This window comes from Flavivirga abyssicola (assembly GCF_030540775.2).
GTDB classification, from domain to species: Bacteria; Bacteroidota; Bacteroidia; order Flavobacteriales; family Flavobacteriaceae; genus Flavivirga; species Flavivirga abyssicola.
In genome coordinates this window covers 2,082,694-2,096,177 of the sequence record NZ_CP141266.1, presented here as the reverse complement: position 1 = coordinate 2,096,177, position 13,484 = coordinate 2,082,694, and the positions used below count along the sequence as shown (strand labels likewise).

At 29.8% G+C, this 13,484-nt stretch carries 14 protein-coding genes; 11 read left to right on the top strand and 3 right to left on the bottom strand.

The features are described 5' to 3' along the window. Window positions 1–117 precede the first annotated feature (117 nt). From Q4Q34_RS08890 to Q4Q34_RS08880, 3 genes are all read left to right on the top strand, one after another. Window positions 118–1,989: a hypothetical protein gene (locus Q4Q34_RS08890; RefSeq protein ID WP_303316909.1), complete on the top strand. Its 1,872-nt coding sequence runs from the start codon at window positions 118–120 to the stop codon at window positions 1,987–1,989. Beyond that, the gene (locus tag Q4Q34_RS08885) at window positions 1,990–2,718 is read left to right on the top strand and encodes a response regulator transcription factor (RefSeq protein ID WP_303316908.1); all 729 of its coding nucleotides are present in this window, start codon (window positions 1,990–1,992) and stop codon (window positions 2,716–2,718) included. 298 nt (window positions 2,719–3,016) lie between these two features. Then, complete coding sequence (locus Q4Q34_RS08880) at window positions 3,017–3,172, top strand: hypothetical protein (protein WP_303316907.1); 156 nt, start codon at window positions 3,017–3,019, stop codon at window positions 3,170–3,172. A 69-nt stretch (window positions 3,173–3,241) separates the two neighbouring features. Here the strand turns inward: Q4Q34_RS08880 and Q4Q34_RS08875 are convergent, their stop codons facing one another. Both Q4Q34_RS08875 and Q4Q34_RS08870 read right to left on the bottom strand, forming a co-directional pair. Beyond that, a complete protein-coding gene (locus Q4Q34_RS08875) occupies window positions 3,242–3,886 on the bottom strand; it encodes a response regulator transcription factor (protein WP_303316906.1) in 645 nt (214 codons plus the stop codon). Then, the gene (locus Q4Q34_RS08870; protein ID WP_330444602.1) at window positions 3,879–5,723 is read right to left on the bottom strand and encodes a tetratricopeptide repeat-containing sensor histidine kinase; all 1,845 of its coding nucleotides are present in this window, start codon (window positions 5,721–5,723) and stop codon (window positions 3,879–3,881) included. Before Q4Q34_RS08870 ends, Q4Q34_RS08875 begins: the two co-directional genes overlap by 8 nt. 374 nt (window positions 5,724–6,097) lie before the next feature. Here Q4Q34_RS08870 and Q4Q34_RS08865 point away from each other — a divergent pair, with 374 nt between their 5' ends. The 6 genes from Q4Q34_RS08865 (at window position 6,098) to Q4Q34_RS08840 (ending at window position 10,412) form a co-directional block, all read left to right on the top strand. After that, on the top strand, window positions 6,098–6,319 hold the full coding sequence (locus Q4Q34_RS08865) for a hypothetical protein (RefSeq protein WP_303316904.1): 222 nt from the start codon (window positions 6,098–6,100) through the stop codon (window positions 6,317–6,319). Between the two features lie 92 nt (window positions 6,320–6,411). Continuing rightward, entirely contained in the window at window positions 6,412–7,443 is a 1,032-nt protein-coding gene (locus Q4Q34_RS08860; protein ID WP_303316903.1) for a right-handed parallel beta-helix repeat-containing protein, read from the top strand. A 1-nt stretch (window position 7,444) separates the two neighbouring features. Further along, the gene (locus tag Q4Q34_RS08855; RefSeq protein WP_303316902.1) at window positions 7,445–8,422 is read left to right on the top strand and encodes a T9SS type A sorting domain-containing protein; all 978 of its coding nucleotides are present in this window, start codon (window positions 7,445–7,447) and stop codon (window positions 8,420–8,422) included. A 74-nt stretch (window positions 8,423–8,496) separates the two neighbouring features. Next, window positions 8,497–9,354 (top strand): YfaP family protein, encoded by an 858-nt coding sequence (locus Q4Q34_RS08850; protein WP_303316901.1) that lies wholly within the window; start codon window positions 8,497–8,499, stop codon window positions 9,352–9,354. A gap of 217 nt (window positions 9,355–9,571) precedes the next feature. Next, window positions 9,572–9,832 (top strand): hypothetical protein, encoded by a 261-nt coding sequence (locus Q4Q34_RS08845; protein WP_303316900.1) that lies wholly within the window; start codon window positions 9,572–9,574, stop codon window positions 9,830–9,832. A 46-nt stretch (window positions 9,833–9,878) separates the two neighbouring features. Then, the gene (locus Q4Q34_RS08840) at window positions 9,879–10,412 is read left to right on the top strand and encodes a hypothetical protein (protein WP_303316899.1); all 534 of its coding nucleotides are present in this window, start codon (window positions 9,879–9,881) and stop codon (window positions 10,410–10,412) included. Window positions 10,413–10,516: 104 nt separating this feature from the next. Here Q4Q34_RS08840 and fbp read toward each other — a convergent pair whose 3' ends face one another. Beyond that, a complete protein-coding gene (fbp, locus tag Q4Q34_RS08835; protein ID WP_303316898.1) occupies window positions 10,517–11,524 on the bottom strand; it encodes a class 1 fructose-bisphosphatase in 1,008 nt (335 codons plus the stop codon). A 214-nt stretch (window positions 11,525–11,738) separates the two neighbouring features. On the opposite strand from fbp, the gene Q4Q34_RS08830 reads away from it, so the two are divergent. Further along, window positions 11,739–12,218, top strand: coding sequence for a GNAT family N-acetyltransferase (locus Q4Q34_RS08830; RefSeq protein ID WP_303316897.1), 480 nt, complete (start codon window positions 11,739–11,741; stop codon window positions 12,216–12,218). Between the two features lies 1 nt (window position 12,219). Beyond that, window positions 12,220–13,470, top strand: a complete 1,251-nt coding sequence (locus Q4Q34_RS08825; protein ID WP_303316896.1) for an aspartate kinase — start codon at window positions 12,220–12,222, stop codon at window positions 13,468–13,470. Window positions 13,471–13,484 lie beyond the last annotated feature (14 nt).

Genomic DNA, 13,484 nt, shown 5'->3' with positions numbered 1-13,484 from the left:
ATTTGTAGGGTATTATTTTTTAAATAGATTTGTAACTATATGATTCGATGGTATTTAAAGTTATTTATAACCTTACTCCTAGTTGTTAATTGCACGACCAATTCTTCTAAATCTAGGTTGAATAAAGATATAACATTATTAAGTAAAATTGATTCGCTTATAAATCAATCTAACAATCATTCTTTAAATGACTCCGTTAGATTTAATCATTCTATTAGAGCAAAGAAACTAGCCGAAAAGCATCATATTGATAGCCTTGTTGCAAAATCATTATTCCAATTGGTAAAGCTCTCATACCCTTTGAAATCCAAAGATAGCTTCTTACACTATTACCCGCTGTCTCTCAATTTTTCAAAGCTCATTAAAGATACTCTGCATATTGCCCAAACACATAATTTTACAGCATATTTCTATCAAAAACATCAAATTATAGATAGTGCATACCATCACTACTATCAAGGCTCCAAGTATTTTAAATTTTTGAAAGATAATTATCAAACTGGAAAGATGCTTTTGAATATGGCAATTATTCAAAAAAACAAACGAGATTATAAAGGAAGTGAAGAAGTGACCAGACAAGCATTAGAATATCTTTCGAAAACAAATAATAAATTATATGTAGGATCTGCATATAATAACCTGGGAATAATCAATAATGAGTTAAAAAAACTTTCAGTCTCCATAAAATATCATAAAAAGGCACTAGAATTATTTAAAACATTAAAAGATAAACCAATTCTAACTGTAGAGTCCATAAATAATATCATCGTAGCTTATAAAAACAATGGAGATTTTGATAATGCCTTCACATATTTTGACAGCATACAGCCGTATAAAAAATTATTAGAAGAACACCCAATAGTCAAAGCTAGGGTTTTAGATAATATGTCTCATACAAGATTATTGAGTGGGGATACAGAAAATGTTTTAGAAGATATGGAAGAAGCTCTTTCTATACGAAGACAAAAAAATCATTTGACAGGAATAATGGTTAGCCTTCTACACTTATCCGAATATTATCGTTTTATCAATAGCCACGAAAAATCTTTCCACTATGCTTTGGAGGCAAAAAAATTATCTGGAGATTATCAAAACCAAAGAGATGTATTAAATGCTTTACGTATTCTCACACTAAATAAATTTGGAAAAGGCAATGCTAGCTTTATTGAAGAATTTTATTCCACACTCGATCAAGTAGAAAAGGTAGAGAATTCTGTAGCTGATGAATTTGCAAGGATTCGACTTGAAGTCGATGAAAACCTAAAAGAAAAAACTAAAGCCCAGAAAAAAGTTCAGGAACAAGAACAGGAAATTAAAAACAATAGGATTATCATTACTCTAATTAGTGGAATTACCATTCTTATACTTATTGTACTGTATTTAATATGGCAATCTTCCAAATACAGAAGAGAACTATATAAAGAATTCAGTCATAGAACAAAACAAAATCTTACTTCTATCAAAAGAGGAATATCAAAATTAAAAACGAATGATAGAAGTAACTCTCATGTAAAAGAATTAGAGGCTTCAACAGAATCTCAATTAATACTTCATTCTCTCTTGGAGCAGAGTAATTACCATACACATGTTGATCTCAATGATTATTGTAGTATTTTAATTAATACTTTAATTTTTATATACCCAGATTATAAAGTATCTAGCCATTTTGACTTAACACCGGTTAAAATAACTTCGAAAAAAGCGTCTTTGGTTGGTAAAATCATTTCAGAATTTATTATTAATGCTTTTAAGCATGGATTTTCAGTCGGAAAAGAAAATAACATTGATGTTGTTCTAAATTTAAATGATAAAAAAGTGATAAATATTTATGTTTCAACAAACGGAAAAAAATGGGATCCCAAACCTGCTATGGGAAAAGGAGACGGAATGACATTAATGCATTCTCTTTCGAAAAAAATTCCAGCAGAGATGCATATTGTTAATGAAAACAACACAACTAAACTTAATCTAAAAATAAAAATTGATTAAATGGAAGCAGTGAAAATATTAATAGTAGAAGATGATTATGATACTGTTCTGTACTTAAAAGATTTGCTTGTTAATGTTGGATATATTATTTCAGGCATTTTTCCCAAGGGAGAAGAAGCCATAGATTTTGTAAAAAAAAATATGGTTGATATTATCTTAGCTGACATTGATCTTGAGGGGAAAATTGATGGCGTTGAAACAGTTGAAGAAATAAAAAAAATTAAAGATGTTTTTGTAATCTATATTACTGCTTTAAAGGATAAAAAAACATTCATAAGAGCTAATGCAACTTTTCCAGATTTTTTTCTATCAAAACCCTTTAATAAATTCCAACTACTGGATGTAATAGACAAGATAATTAGCTCCGATGATAATTATTTAACATCTTTTAGTGAGAATTATTTTTTCATTAAAGAAAATGGAACTTATGTTTATAAGAAATATTCCACTGAATCAGTCAATTATATCAAGGCAGATGGCAGCTATACGCATATTTTTTTCAAAGATAATCCGACACCAAAAATCACTTTAAGCAAAAATTTTAAAAAAACTTTAAGTATTTTAAAAGAAAAAAGCATTTTAAGAATCCACCGTAGCTATGCTATAAATATTAACGAAATAGAAACGATTGAAGAGGGAAAACAAATAAAACTTATTGGGTGTGGAGAAACTTTTGTTGTACAAAATTGCTACAAGGAATCTTTCAATAAACTTATAAAAAAATTGTAACACTCATAAGTCTACAAAAAGCCCCATAATTATACTCAAAATTGAATGACCTTTAAGAGAAACAAAATTTAAACCTTGTTCTTATCTTCCCAATCAAAAATAAATTTCACTGGAGTTATTAAAAGAGTTTCTTTTTTTAAGGAACTAAAGTGAATAGTAAAAAACCATATAAAATCACCTTAATAGAAGCCCATTTATAATGAATAATAATTAGATAATAGCAAATAATAATTCTAGATAGTTTTTGGTGCTTTTCTGAGATAGGTTTAACAAAAGTTAAACTTATAAACTCAGTAAAATGAAAAATGCTATTAAATTACTCTCATTGCTATTTATTTTAAATCTAGTGCTTTTTTCTTGTACAATACAAGATGAAACAGATGATTCTACCGAAGTCGTTACAGTCGATCCAAACAAAAAAGATCCAAACCCTCCAGTTGATCCTAACGACTAGGACCAGTCTATTTTAAACCAATTTCAAAGTGTAATTTATATACTTTGAAATTGGTTGATTAATGAATAACTAAATATATCCTTCTCTATTTCCGTTTATGTATTTAGTATAAATTGTAACTAAATGTGCCGTATTTTTTGCACCTATTTTTTTTGTTAAGTTTTTTATATGGCTCTCTACTGTACGATTACTTATAAAAAGCTGTTTAGCTATTTCTTTTTGTGTAAGTCCTTGTGATAATAAGTCTGCAATTTCCCGTTCTCTTTTTGAAATATCTAACCATTTTCCAATTTCCAGCATGGCTTTAATATTTCTATCAATATACTTTTCACCTTTCGTAACACTGGATAGTGCTTCCAAGGCTTCTTCAATCCCTACACGTTTATCTAAATAACCATCTACATTAATATCATTAAACAAGGTTTCATAGTTATCTATCTTTGCCTGTTGAGTTAGTATAATAATTTTGATTTCTGGGTAAAATTCTTTTACTTTTTTTGCTATATCAAACCCAGTGTATTCTTGAGACTCAAAATTTAAATCCAATATTAATGTATTAATTTTACTCATAGATAAAATACTAAGCGCTTCTTGATAATTGTGCACTATTTGCACACTATTGACTTGATTTGGATATTGTTTCAATAGAGATGACAAAGCTTGAGAAAAAATAAGAGAATCGTCTACAATTAATATATCAACTGTTTTAGTCATTGTATGGCTTTTTTAATGGAAAATTAACATAGACTTCTGTCCCAGATTCAACCTTTTTAATGGAACAAGAGCCTTCAAGTATTTCACACCGTTGTTTTATATTCAATATGCCAATTCCTTCTTTCGAATTTTGCTCTATCCCTATGCCATTATCCAAAAATATAAAATGCATCCTCTTATTCTCAATAAAACTATTTAGGGTAAGTTTAGTGGCATGCGAATGCTTTTCTATATTGTTAAGGACCTCTAGTAAAATACCATAGAAATTATTTTGAATTATCAAACTAGTAGTGTCGAGTTCTTTTGGTAACGGCACCTCAAGTTCCACATAAACATTACCATATAATTGAAACTCAGAAAGTCTAGATTTTATAATATCAGTAAATTTTTGTTTCCCCACTTGGATTTCTAGAGGATATAGCCTATGCGAAACCACCCTTATTTGTTGGTTAACATTCTTTATATCTTTAGTAATAATATCTATAGAAGAATTAATATGTTTAGAGCGTTTTAACGCTAATATTTTAAGCCGAAGTCCATCAAAATTAGTTGTAATAATGTCATGTAAATCTCTAGCTATGCGTTTCTTTATTATTTCTTGTCCATTATAAATGGCTTCTAATTTTTCAATCTTTAGATGTTGCGCTATGCTTTTTTGCTTTTGGCGTAGGGCATAATATAAAACCATCAAAGAAACAACAACAAATACCAAAATTATAAGCAAACGATTTTTATTCTCTATATCTCTATTCTTTTCAACCAATCTAAGCTCATTATTTTTATTTGCAAGTGTAAGTTTTAATATCTCATTCTCTTTGTTAGTATTATCAAACTGTATTTCTAAATTTTGAATAATTTCTGCTTGCTCTTTATTATAAATTTCTTTGTAAAGGTTGTTATAGTGTAACTGATATTTGTACGCTCCTTTGTAATTCTTAACCTTATTGTAAAACTCAGATTGATTTTCATAATAATTTAGCGTCACAACTTTATCTGAAACTGATTGTGCCAAAGGACTCAAACTATCCAAATACATTTCTGCCTTTTTTAAAGCCTCTTCTTTTAAGTACAAACTAATAATACCATTATAGCCGTACAAAAAAGATATGGTATCTGTTAAAGTCTTACTGAGCCTAATTGACCCTTTAAAATAATTCTCGGCTAACTTTGTTTTTCCAATAGTTAAATATGTATCTGCCAAATTATACATGGCAGTTGCTTTACTTTTATTTTTGGATTCAAGAAATTTTAGCCCTCTTTTGTAATAGAAAATTGCAGAATCATATTTTTTTAAATTGTCAGAAGTATTAGCAATATTAACATAAGTCCTACCTAAACCTTGTATATGATTGGTTTCCTTCTGATACTTAAGCGCTTTCTGATAATAATATAAAGCTTGATTGTAGTTCTTTAAATGATTTTGCACATTGCCTATAATCGAGCAAACATCTGCTAGTTTTTTCTTATTATTAAAAATCTGAAAGCCCTTATATGACTTGATCAAATATTTAATTCCCTTTTCATAAAGTTGTCTTTCCTTATAATTAATTCCAGCACTCAAATAAGCATTACAAGCCCCCTTGTTAATTTCATAGTTATTAAATAAGCCCAAGCTTGTTTCCAAATAGGGCATAATACTGTCATTTTGACCCACTGCTTTTTTAATTAGTGATATATTAAAATATAAATCACCTGCAACAGTAGATATACTATCCCGTTTTAAACCTCTTCTATAATTAATTTCAGCTATACTATACTGTTGTTTTCTATGATAATAAACTCCTATTTTTTTATATAATATAGCCACTTGTGCATGGCTATTATTATCTAAAGCCATTGCCAAACCTATTCGATAAACATTTAAAGCCGCATCTTGATCAGGGAGTTTTTTTAAACTATCTCCTTTTTTAATGAATTGGCTTATCTCATAACTTTTATCATTGATATTTTCGTTTTGAGCATGTAAATAGTTAAAATATAAAAAGAAAAATAACAGAAATTTATGCAACTTCATTTGGAAAAAAATAACACTACTAAAGTAGGAGTTTTTTTTCTTAAATATCAGATTCTATTAAAATTACGGGAATTTACGGATTGTAATCACTCTATTTAAACTGTAATATTGACACAAAATAAAACGTAACGTTTTTCTGCTTTAAATCTTTCGTTCGTCCTACCTACAGATTATGATAATAATTACTATTAACAATTATGAGGGAAATCTGTTTTTTAACAATTTTGACAATTGCTTTATTGGCTTGTTTATCAAATGATTCAAATAGCCCATCACAAGAAGACACTTTCAAAAATTTAAATGATGTAGCTGTTGCTAATCTTAAAGAAACGAAAATTACTATAAAAATCACTGCAGAATATACTTCTACTAATAGCATATTTACGAATATATCAACCAAAACTATTAGTAGTCAATAAATTTTGTAAGTGCCACTAAGGGGTAACATTCTAATTCATCTTGAGTGTTACCTCTTAAAATTTAAAATAGCTATTAATTAATCTCAAAAAAAATGAAAACAAAACAATTACTTTTAAGTGCAACTATGTTATTTGCTTTTATATGTAGTGCACAAACAACAATTACGGTAGATAACTCTATAGGTAGTAATGCCGAATATAGTGATCTACAAAGTGCCATTAGCGCTGCTAACAGTGGTGATGTTATTTATGTCCATGCTTCAGAAATTAACTATGGTATTGTTACTGTAAATACACCGCTTACAATTATTGGTTTTGGGCATAGTGACTCAGATAAAGAAACTATGGTCAATGATTTAATTTTAGGAGCAAATGCATCCAATACAACCATATCTGGTTTACATATTACCGACGATCTTTATACTAGTGGCAATACAGGAATATCTAGCGTAGTTATTGAAAACAATATTATTGACGGAAGTTTACTTTTTAATAATGGTGGAGTTGATAATGTTATAATTAGAGGAAATATTATTTATGAAATTGGTAATACAAGTAGCAATTCAAATAACAATAACTATACAAATACAATAATATCTAACAATATTATCACTTATTATATAGGTTTAAAAAATCACCAATCAATAACAATTAAAAACAATGTATTTTTAAGCCCATATTCTGGGTATCCCGTTTATAATGCTGCTGATGAGACAGGTAGTATAACATTACAAAATAATATCTTTTATTATAATACAAATAGTACTTACGACCCAAATTCTGATGGGATTATCTTTGAAAACTGTTTAACATACAATATTGGATCTGGAAATGTAACTGCTTTAAATGGAACAAACAACCTTAACAATCAGAACCCAAACTTTGTTAGTGCAACCGATGATGTTTTCAATCCAAATACCGACGATTATCATCTTCAAGGAGGATCTCCTGCTATTGGGTCTGGCACAGGCGGTATAGATCTAGGCATTTATGACAATAGTGCCTTTACATTTAATAATTATGGATACACTAATGGCATTCCAACAGTAAAAATCACCAATATTACTGATAGAATTGCTCCTGGGGGTAATTTAAGTGTTACTATTTCTACCAATGCCAACTAAAATGAAAAGATATTTATTAAGTGTATTTTTACTTTTAAGCTTTAGTTGCTTAGCTCAAACTATTACATCTGCTGAGTATTTTTTCAATACAGATCCAGGTATAGGTAATGGAACTTCGTTATCGGTAAATAGTAATACCGGTCAATTAGTACAATCATTCTCAATTGCTACAACAGGTTTAACCGATGGATTTAACACCTTATATATAAGGACTTTAAATAGTGATAGTAATTGGAGTTTGTATGATAAACAAAGTTTTTATTTGAAAAATTTTAATACGTCTATCATTGCATCTGCTGAATATTTTTTCAATACAGATCCAGGTATAGGCAATGGAACTTCGTTATCGGTAAATAGTAATACCGGTCAATTAAATCAAGTATTTTCAATTCCAGCTACAAGTTTATCGGAAGGTTTCCATAATTTTTATTTAAGAACCCAAAACAGTAATGGAGATTGGAGTCTATATGACAGACAAATTATCTATATAAAAGATTTCGATTTATCTCCTGACGAAGTCTCTGCAGCAGAATATTTTATTGATAGTGATCCTGGGATTGGTAATGGTACCTCAATTGTATTTGGAGATGCATCACTATCTTCTCAAACTTTAAATATTGATTCTACAGGTCTGGCAAATGGGGATCATCTATTTTATGTTCGTGTCCAGGATACAAACGGAGATTGGTCCATATACGATACAGCATTATTTACTATTGATAGCTCATTAGGAGTAGATAATAATTTATTATCTGAAATATCATTATTGTCTAACCCTTTTGAGAACGATTTATCTTTAAAAATACCGAGTAATATTCAAATTCTAAAAACTAAAATCTATAACAATTTAGGTCAAACCGTCTATTCCAGTTTGGAAAATAAGTCAACTTTAGAACTATATAACCTCGTATGTGGACTCTATATTTTAAACTTAAAAACTAACTACGGAAACACTTCATTTAAAATTATAAAAAAATAGTTAAATATTAATAATTCTCCTAAGCTATAATAATGCAAACTAACTTAAAATTATTAATCTTTAAATCACAAGAAATGAAAAAATCATGTCTATTATTTATTCTCACCATATTAATTATTAGTTGTAGTGGCAGTGACGATTCTACATCTGAAAATGAGTTAATTGACCCTACAGACTCAAACGCTCTTAGTCGGGTTTTAATAATGCCTGACGGAACACAATCAAATCAAGGAAACCCTCCAAGTCCTTCAGCTAACAGCGAAGCTCCTTTGGTGTTAAATCAAGTTAGCTCTATAAATAGTTCAAATGGTTCAACGTCTCCTCTAGCATTTTCATACTCTAATGTTAATGGGAACCTTGGAGGCTGCTACGTACAAGTTGATGGGGCTGGCAATTACTTTACTGTTCCATATAATTCAAATTCTGCAAGTTCTGGAAACTCACAATTACCTTTAGGAATTCCAACAAATGTTGATGAAGGAACATTCTGTGTTAATTTTTGTGTTTACGACACCAATGGCTTTGTAAGTAATATTGTATATACTTGTGTAAATGTATTAAGGTTAGGAACCGGTGCGCTTCAAATAAGTCTTTCCTGGAATAATAATACAGATCAAGATTTATATGTCACTGACCCTGATGGTGAAATAATATCTTTCACAAATACTCAATCTAGCTCAGGAGGAATATTAGATAGAGATGATATTGATGGCTATGGCCCAGAAAATATTTTTTGGCTTGAGGATGCTCCAGACGGCACTTATAATGTTAAGGTAAACGATTTTGAGAATACAAGTACTCCAAACATTTTTTACATTACTATTAATGGCTCTGGCCAAAGTAGAAACTTTGAAGGAACAACTCAAAATGGCAGTACTGCAGATGTGGTTACATTCACTAAAAATGGAGATAATTTAACCTTTATCGAATAATAATATACTAAAAATAGATATCTACTTTCGAGGGTGTAGGTTGTTATTCCTAATTATTTCTGCTAGTAATTAGGAATAACAATTATGATTATCAATGAAATAAAAACAAAAAAAGACTTCGTACTTTTTTTAAAGTTTTTACCTTCTTGATAACCTTACTACAAGAAAACCATAAAGATTAAACAAGCAAACCAATAACTAATTTAATTAATACAAGATGAAAAAAACAATAAAATTAATCATCGTTTTAGTCTTAATGATGATAGCATTTAATAACTGCTCTGAAACTAAAGACGCTATAGACACTCTTAATAATTTAGAATGCTTAGAGAAGCTAACTAGATATAGCAATAATGAAGATGATTTAACTTGTTCTGAACAAATAAGTCAATTACAAAGTCTTAAGAATTCTTGTCCGGATGATGACGGCAGCATTCAAACACTAATAAATTTACTTGTAGAAACTTGTGAAGACTAAATTAGATCCTTTAAAATTTATTACTAATCAAAAAAAGTAATCAAAAATGAAAAAATCAATTATTTGCCTATCTATTTTATCCTTATTTACAATACACTTAACCTCTGCACAAGAATTTAATACGGGCACTAATGTTATTAATGCAGGTATAGGAATAGGTAGTAGTCTTTCGGTTTATTCGGGTGCATCAGAAAGTATTGGATATGGAATTTTTTATGAAAGAGGTATTTGGGATGTCCCTGGTCCTGGTGTTGTTAGTTTAGGAGGATATTTGGGGTACAAAAGCTTTAAATATAACAGATCTTCATATAAATTAAACTATACTATTATTGGTGTACGTAGTGCGTACCATTATAATGGTTTTAAAATTGATAATTTAGATCTTTACGCAGGTGCTATGGTGTCTTATAATATTGTCTCCGACTCGTATTCCGGAAATAGTTTTAACAGCTATAATAGTGCAGCTGGTGTTTCAGGGTTTGCTGGTGCTCGCTGGTATTTCACTAAGAATATTGCAGTATTTATTGAAGCAGGGTATGGCGTATCCTTTTTAAACACTGGGATATCTTTTAGATTTTAACCTTAAAATAGTAAATTGCTATTTCTAATTATTTTCCACTTATAATTGAGAAACTTATAAAATGCGAACTTTTCAGTTCGCATTTTATATATATTTACTTTAAACTATTTAGCATTACGCATAAACTCCTCAGCTTTTTCAACCATATTTTTACTCCCACAAATAAAAGGTACACGCTGATGTAATTCTGTAGGTTCAACATCCATAGTTCGTACAAACCCATCACTTGCTTTTCCATTGGCTTGCTCTGCTAAAAAGGCCATAGGGTTACATTCATATAACAAACGTAGTTTCCCATTAGGGTTTTTTGAACTCTGTGGGTATAAATAAACACCCCCTTTAATCATATTTCGATGAAAATCGGACACTAAAGATCCTATATATCTTGACGTATAAGGCCTATCGTTTTCTTCTTCCTGGCAATATTTTATATAATTCTTTATGCCTTGTGGAAAATGAATATAGTTTCCTTCATTAACAGAATAAATAGTTCCATTCTCTGGAAATTGCATATCTGGATGTGATAAATAAAATGAACCTATTGCTGGATTCAATGTGAAACCATTAACACCATCTCCTGTTGTATAAACCAGCATGGTAGAAGTCCCATAAACTACATAACCAGCAGCTACTTGCTCACGGCCTTTTTGTAAAAAATCCTCTAACGTCACGGGAGTTCCAACTGGAGTCACCCGTCTGTAAATTGAAAAAATAGTTCCTACAGACACATTCACATCAATATTTGAAGAACCATCTAAAGGATCTATTAATACGATATATTTATTTTGGTGATTCTCATCTTGACTATTAATCGAGATGAAATCATCTTCTTCCTCACTTGCGATTCCACAAACAATATTTCTATTGGTTAGTGTTTGTATAAATTTTTCATTTGCATAAACATCCAACTTTTGTTGATCCTCTCCTTGGACATTCATATCTCCAGCTGCCCCAATAATATCTACTAGCCCCGCTTTATTAACTTCATGATTTACTACTTTTGCAGCTAACCTAATGGAATTGATAAGACTAGATAATTCGCCAGAAGAATACTTAAAAGATGATTGGTTTTCAATAATAAATTCTCCTAGAGTTTGTTTTTTATGAGACATAAAATCAATGGTTTAGTTTGTGCAAATATGCATTATTTTTTAATCAACTACAACGTTTTCGATAAAGATTAATGGTATTAAATAATGAACTTTAAACTATATTTGAAATGTCTTAAACAAAACTTGGTTATCCACCAATAATGTATTAAGACATTATATTTGTTCTTTTTTAAAAAATTAAAATCTATACAAATAAAACAATTATTACAACCCTATGAATTACTCTATACGAAAAGCTGTAAAAGATGATATGCCCCAGGTATTTCATTTAATAAAAGAATTGGCAATTTTTGAAAAAGAGGCTAATGCTGTTGAAGTTACTGTTGAAGATTTGCAAGCCGATGGATTTGGCGATGTTCCTGCATTTGAATGCTTTGTGGCCGAAGTCAATAACACAATAGAAGGCATTGCATTGGTTTACAATAGATACTCTACATGGAAAGGAAATGTATTGCATTTAGAAGATTTAATAGTAAGTGAAGCTATGAGAGGTTCTGGTTTAGGAACCGCACTTCTAGATGAAGTTATTAAATACGGACATGATTTAGGGGTGAAGCGTATTAATTGGGAAGTCCTTGACTGGAACGAACCTGCTATTGCTTTTTATGAAAAAAAGGGAGCAGATGTAAAACGTGATTGGTTTGTTGTTCATTTAAACGAACAAGGGATTAAAGATTATATATCAAAATTATAAAATGCAAGTATTTAAATTTGGTGGTGCATCGGTAAAAGATGCTACAGGTGTAAAAAATATAGCTTCTGTATTACAAAAAGTGGGTTATGAAAACACATTAATTGTTGTTTCCGCTATGGGAAAAACGACCAATGCTTTGGAAATTGTCATTAAAAACTATTTTGAAAACAAAACCTTATTACAAAGCTCACTTCAAGAAGTAAAAAAATATCACAATGCTATTTTATTAGATTTATTTGAGAATGAAAGTCATCCCGCTTTTAAAAAAATAGCAACACTTTTTGATGAGCTGAACATTTTTTTAACAACTAATAAGTCGCCAGATTATAACTTTGTTTACGATCAAATTATAGGTTTTGGAGAACTGGTCTCAACAACAATAATAAGTGAATACTTAAACGCTATTAACATAAAGAATAATTGGATTGATGTTAGAACTCAAATTAAAACAGACAGTTATTATAGACGTGCCAATGTAAATTGGGAAGAAACACAAAATTTAATAACTTCAAAATTCAATAAAAATGTTTTAAATATTACGCAAGGTTTTTTAGGCAGCGATTCTAATAATTTCACAACAACACTAGGCAGGGAAGGAAGCGATTACACAGCCGCCATTTATGGTTATTGTTTAAATGCTGAAAGCGTTACTATTTGGAAAGACGTTCCAGGGGTTTTAAATGCAGATCCCCGTTATTTTGAAAACGCCCAACTACTTAACAAAATATCATATCGAGAAGCTATAGAGCTCGCTTTCTATGGGGCATCGGTAATTCATCCTAAAACATTGCAACCACTACAAGGTAAAGAAATTTCATTGTATGTAAAGTCATTTTTAAGTCCTGAAGCACCGGGAACAAGGATTGGTAAAAATGTTAGTTTAGATCCTATAATCCCTTGTTTCATTGTAAAGAAAAATCAAGCTTTAATTTCATTATCCTCTTTAGATTTTTCATATATAGTCGAAGAAAACATTAGTGATATTTTCAATTTATTACATCAATATAAAATGAAAGTAGACGTGATTCAAAATTCCGCTATTAGCTTTTCTGTATGCGTAGATAACCTTTTTAATAATCTTGATAAATTATTACACCATTTAAGAGCAAAATTTAAAGTAACTTGCCACGAAAATGTATCTCTTTACACGATTCGCCATTACAATAAAAATGCCATTAATCAGATTGAAGAAGGTAAAACCGTGTTATTAAAACAATTAACTCAAGAAACCGTTCAAGTAGTAACTAAATAGTTTATTTAGTACAT

Excerpts from the sequence above, each read along its gene's own strand:
- Q4Q34_RS08860 (WP_303316903.1), top strand. The coding sequence starts at position 6,412 with ATGAAAACAAAACAATTACTTTTAAGTGCAACTATGTTATTTGCTTTT.
- Q4Q34_RS08880 (WP_303316907.1), top strand. The coding sequence starts at position 3,017 with ATGAAAAATGCTATTAAATTACTCTCATTGCTATTTATTTTAAATCTA.
- Q4Q34_RS08855 (WP_303316902.1), top strand. The coding sequence starts at position 7,445 with ATGAAAAGATATTTATTAAGTGTATTTTTACTTTTAAGCTTTAGTTGC.
- Q4Q34_RS08845 (WP_303316900.1), top strand. The coding sequence starts at position 9,572 with ATGAAAAAAACAATAAAATTAATCATCGTTTTAGTCTTAATGATGATA.
- Q4Q34_RS08825 (WP_303316896.1), top strand. The coding sequence starts at position 12,220 with ATGCAAGTATTTAAATTTGGTGGTGCATCGGTAAAAGATGCTACAGGT.
- Q4Q34_RS08875 (WP_303316906.1), bottom strand. The coding sequence starts at position 3,886 with ATGACTAAAACAGTTGATATATTAATTGTAGACGATTCTCTTATTTTT.
- Q4Q34_RS08870 (WP_330444602.1), bottom strand. The coding sequence starts at position 5,723 with ATGGCTTTAGATAATAATAGCCATGCACAAGTGGCTATATTATATAAA.
- fbp (WP_303316898.1), bottom strand. The coding sequence starts at position 11,524 with ATGTCTCATAAAAAACAAACTCTAGGAGAATTTATTATTGAAAACCAA.
- Q4Q34_RS08865 (WP_303316904.1), top strand. The coding sequence starts at position 6,098 with ATGAGGGAAATCTGTTTTTTAACAATTTTGACAATTGCTTTATTGGCT.
- Q4Q34_RS08830 (WP_303316897.1), top strand. The coding sequence starts at position 11,739 with ATGAATTACTCTATACGAAAAGCTGTAAAAGATGATATGCCCCAGGTA.
- Q4Q34_RS08840 (WP_303316899.1), top strand. The coding sequence starts at position 9,879 with ATGAAAAAATCAATTATTTGCCTATCTATTTTATCCTTATTTACAATA.
- Q4Q34_RS08850 (WP_303316901.1), top strand. The coding sequence starts at position 8,497 with ATGAAAAAATCATGTCTATTATTTATTCTCACCATATTAATTATTAGT.
- Q4Q34_RS08885 (WP_303316908.1), top strand. The coding sequence starts at position 1,990 with ATGGAAGCAGTGAAAATATTAATAGTAGAAGATGATTATGATACTGTT.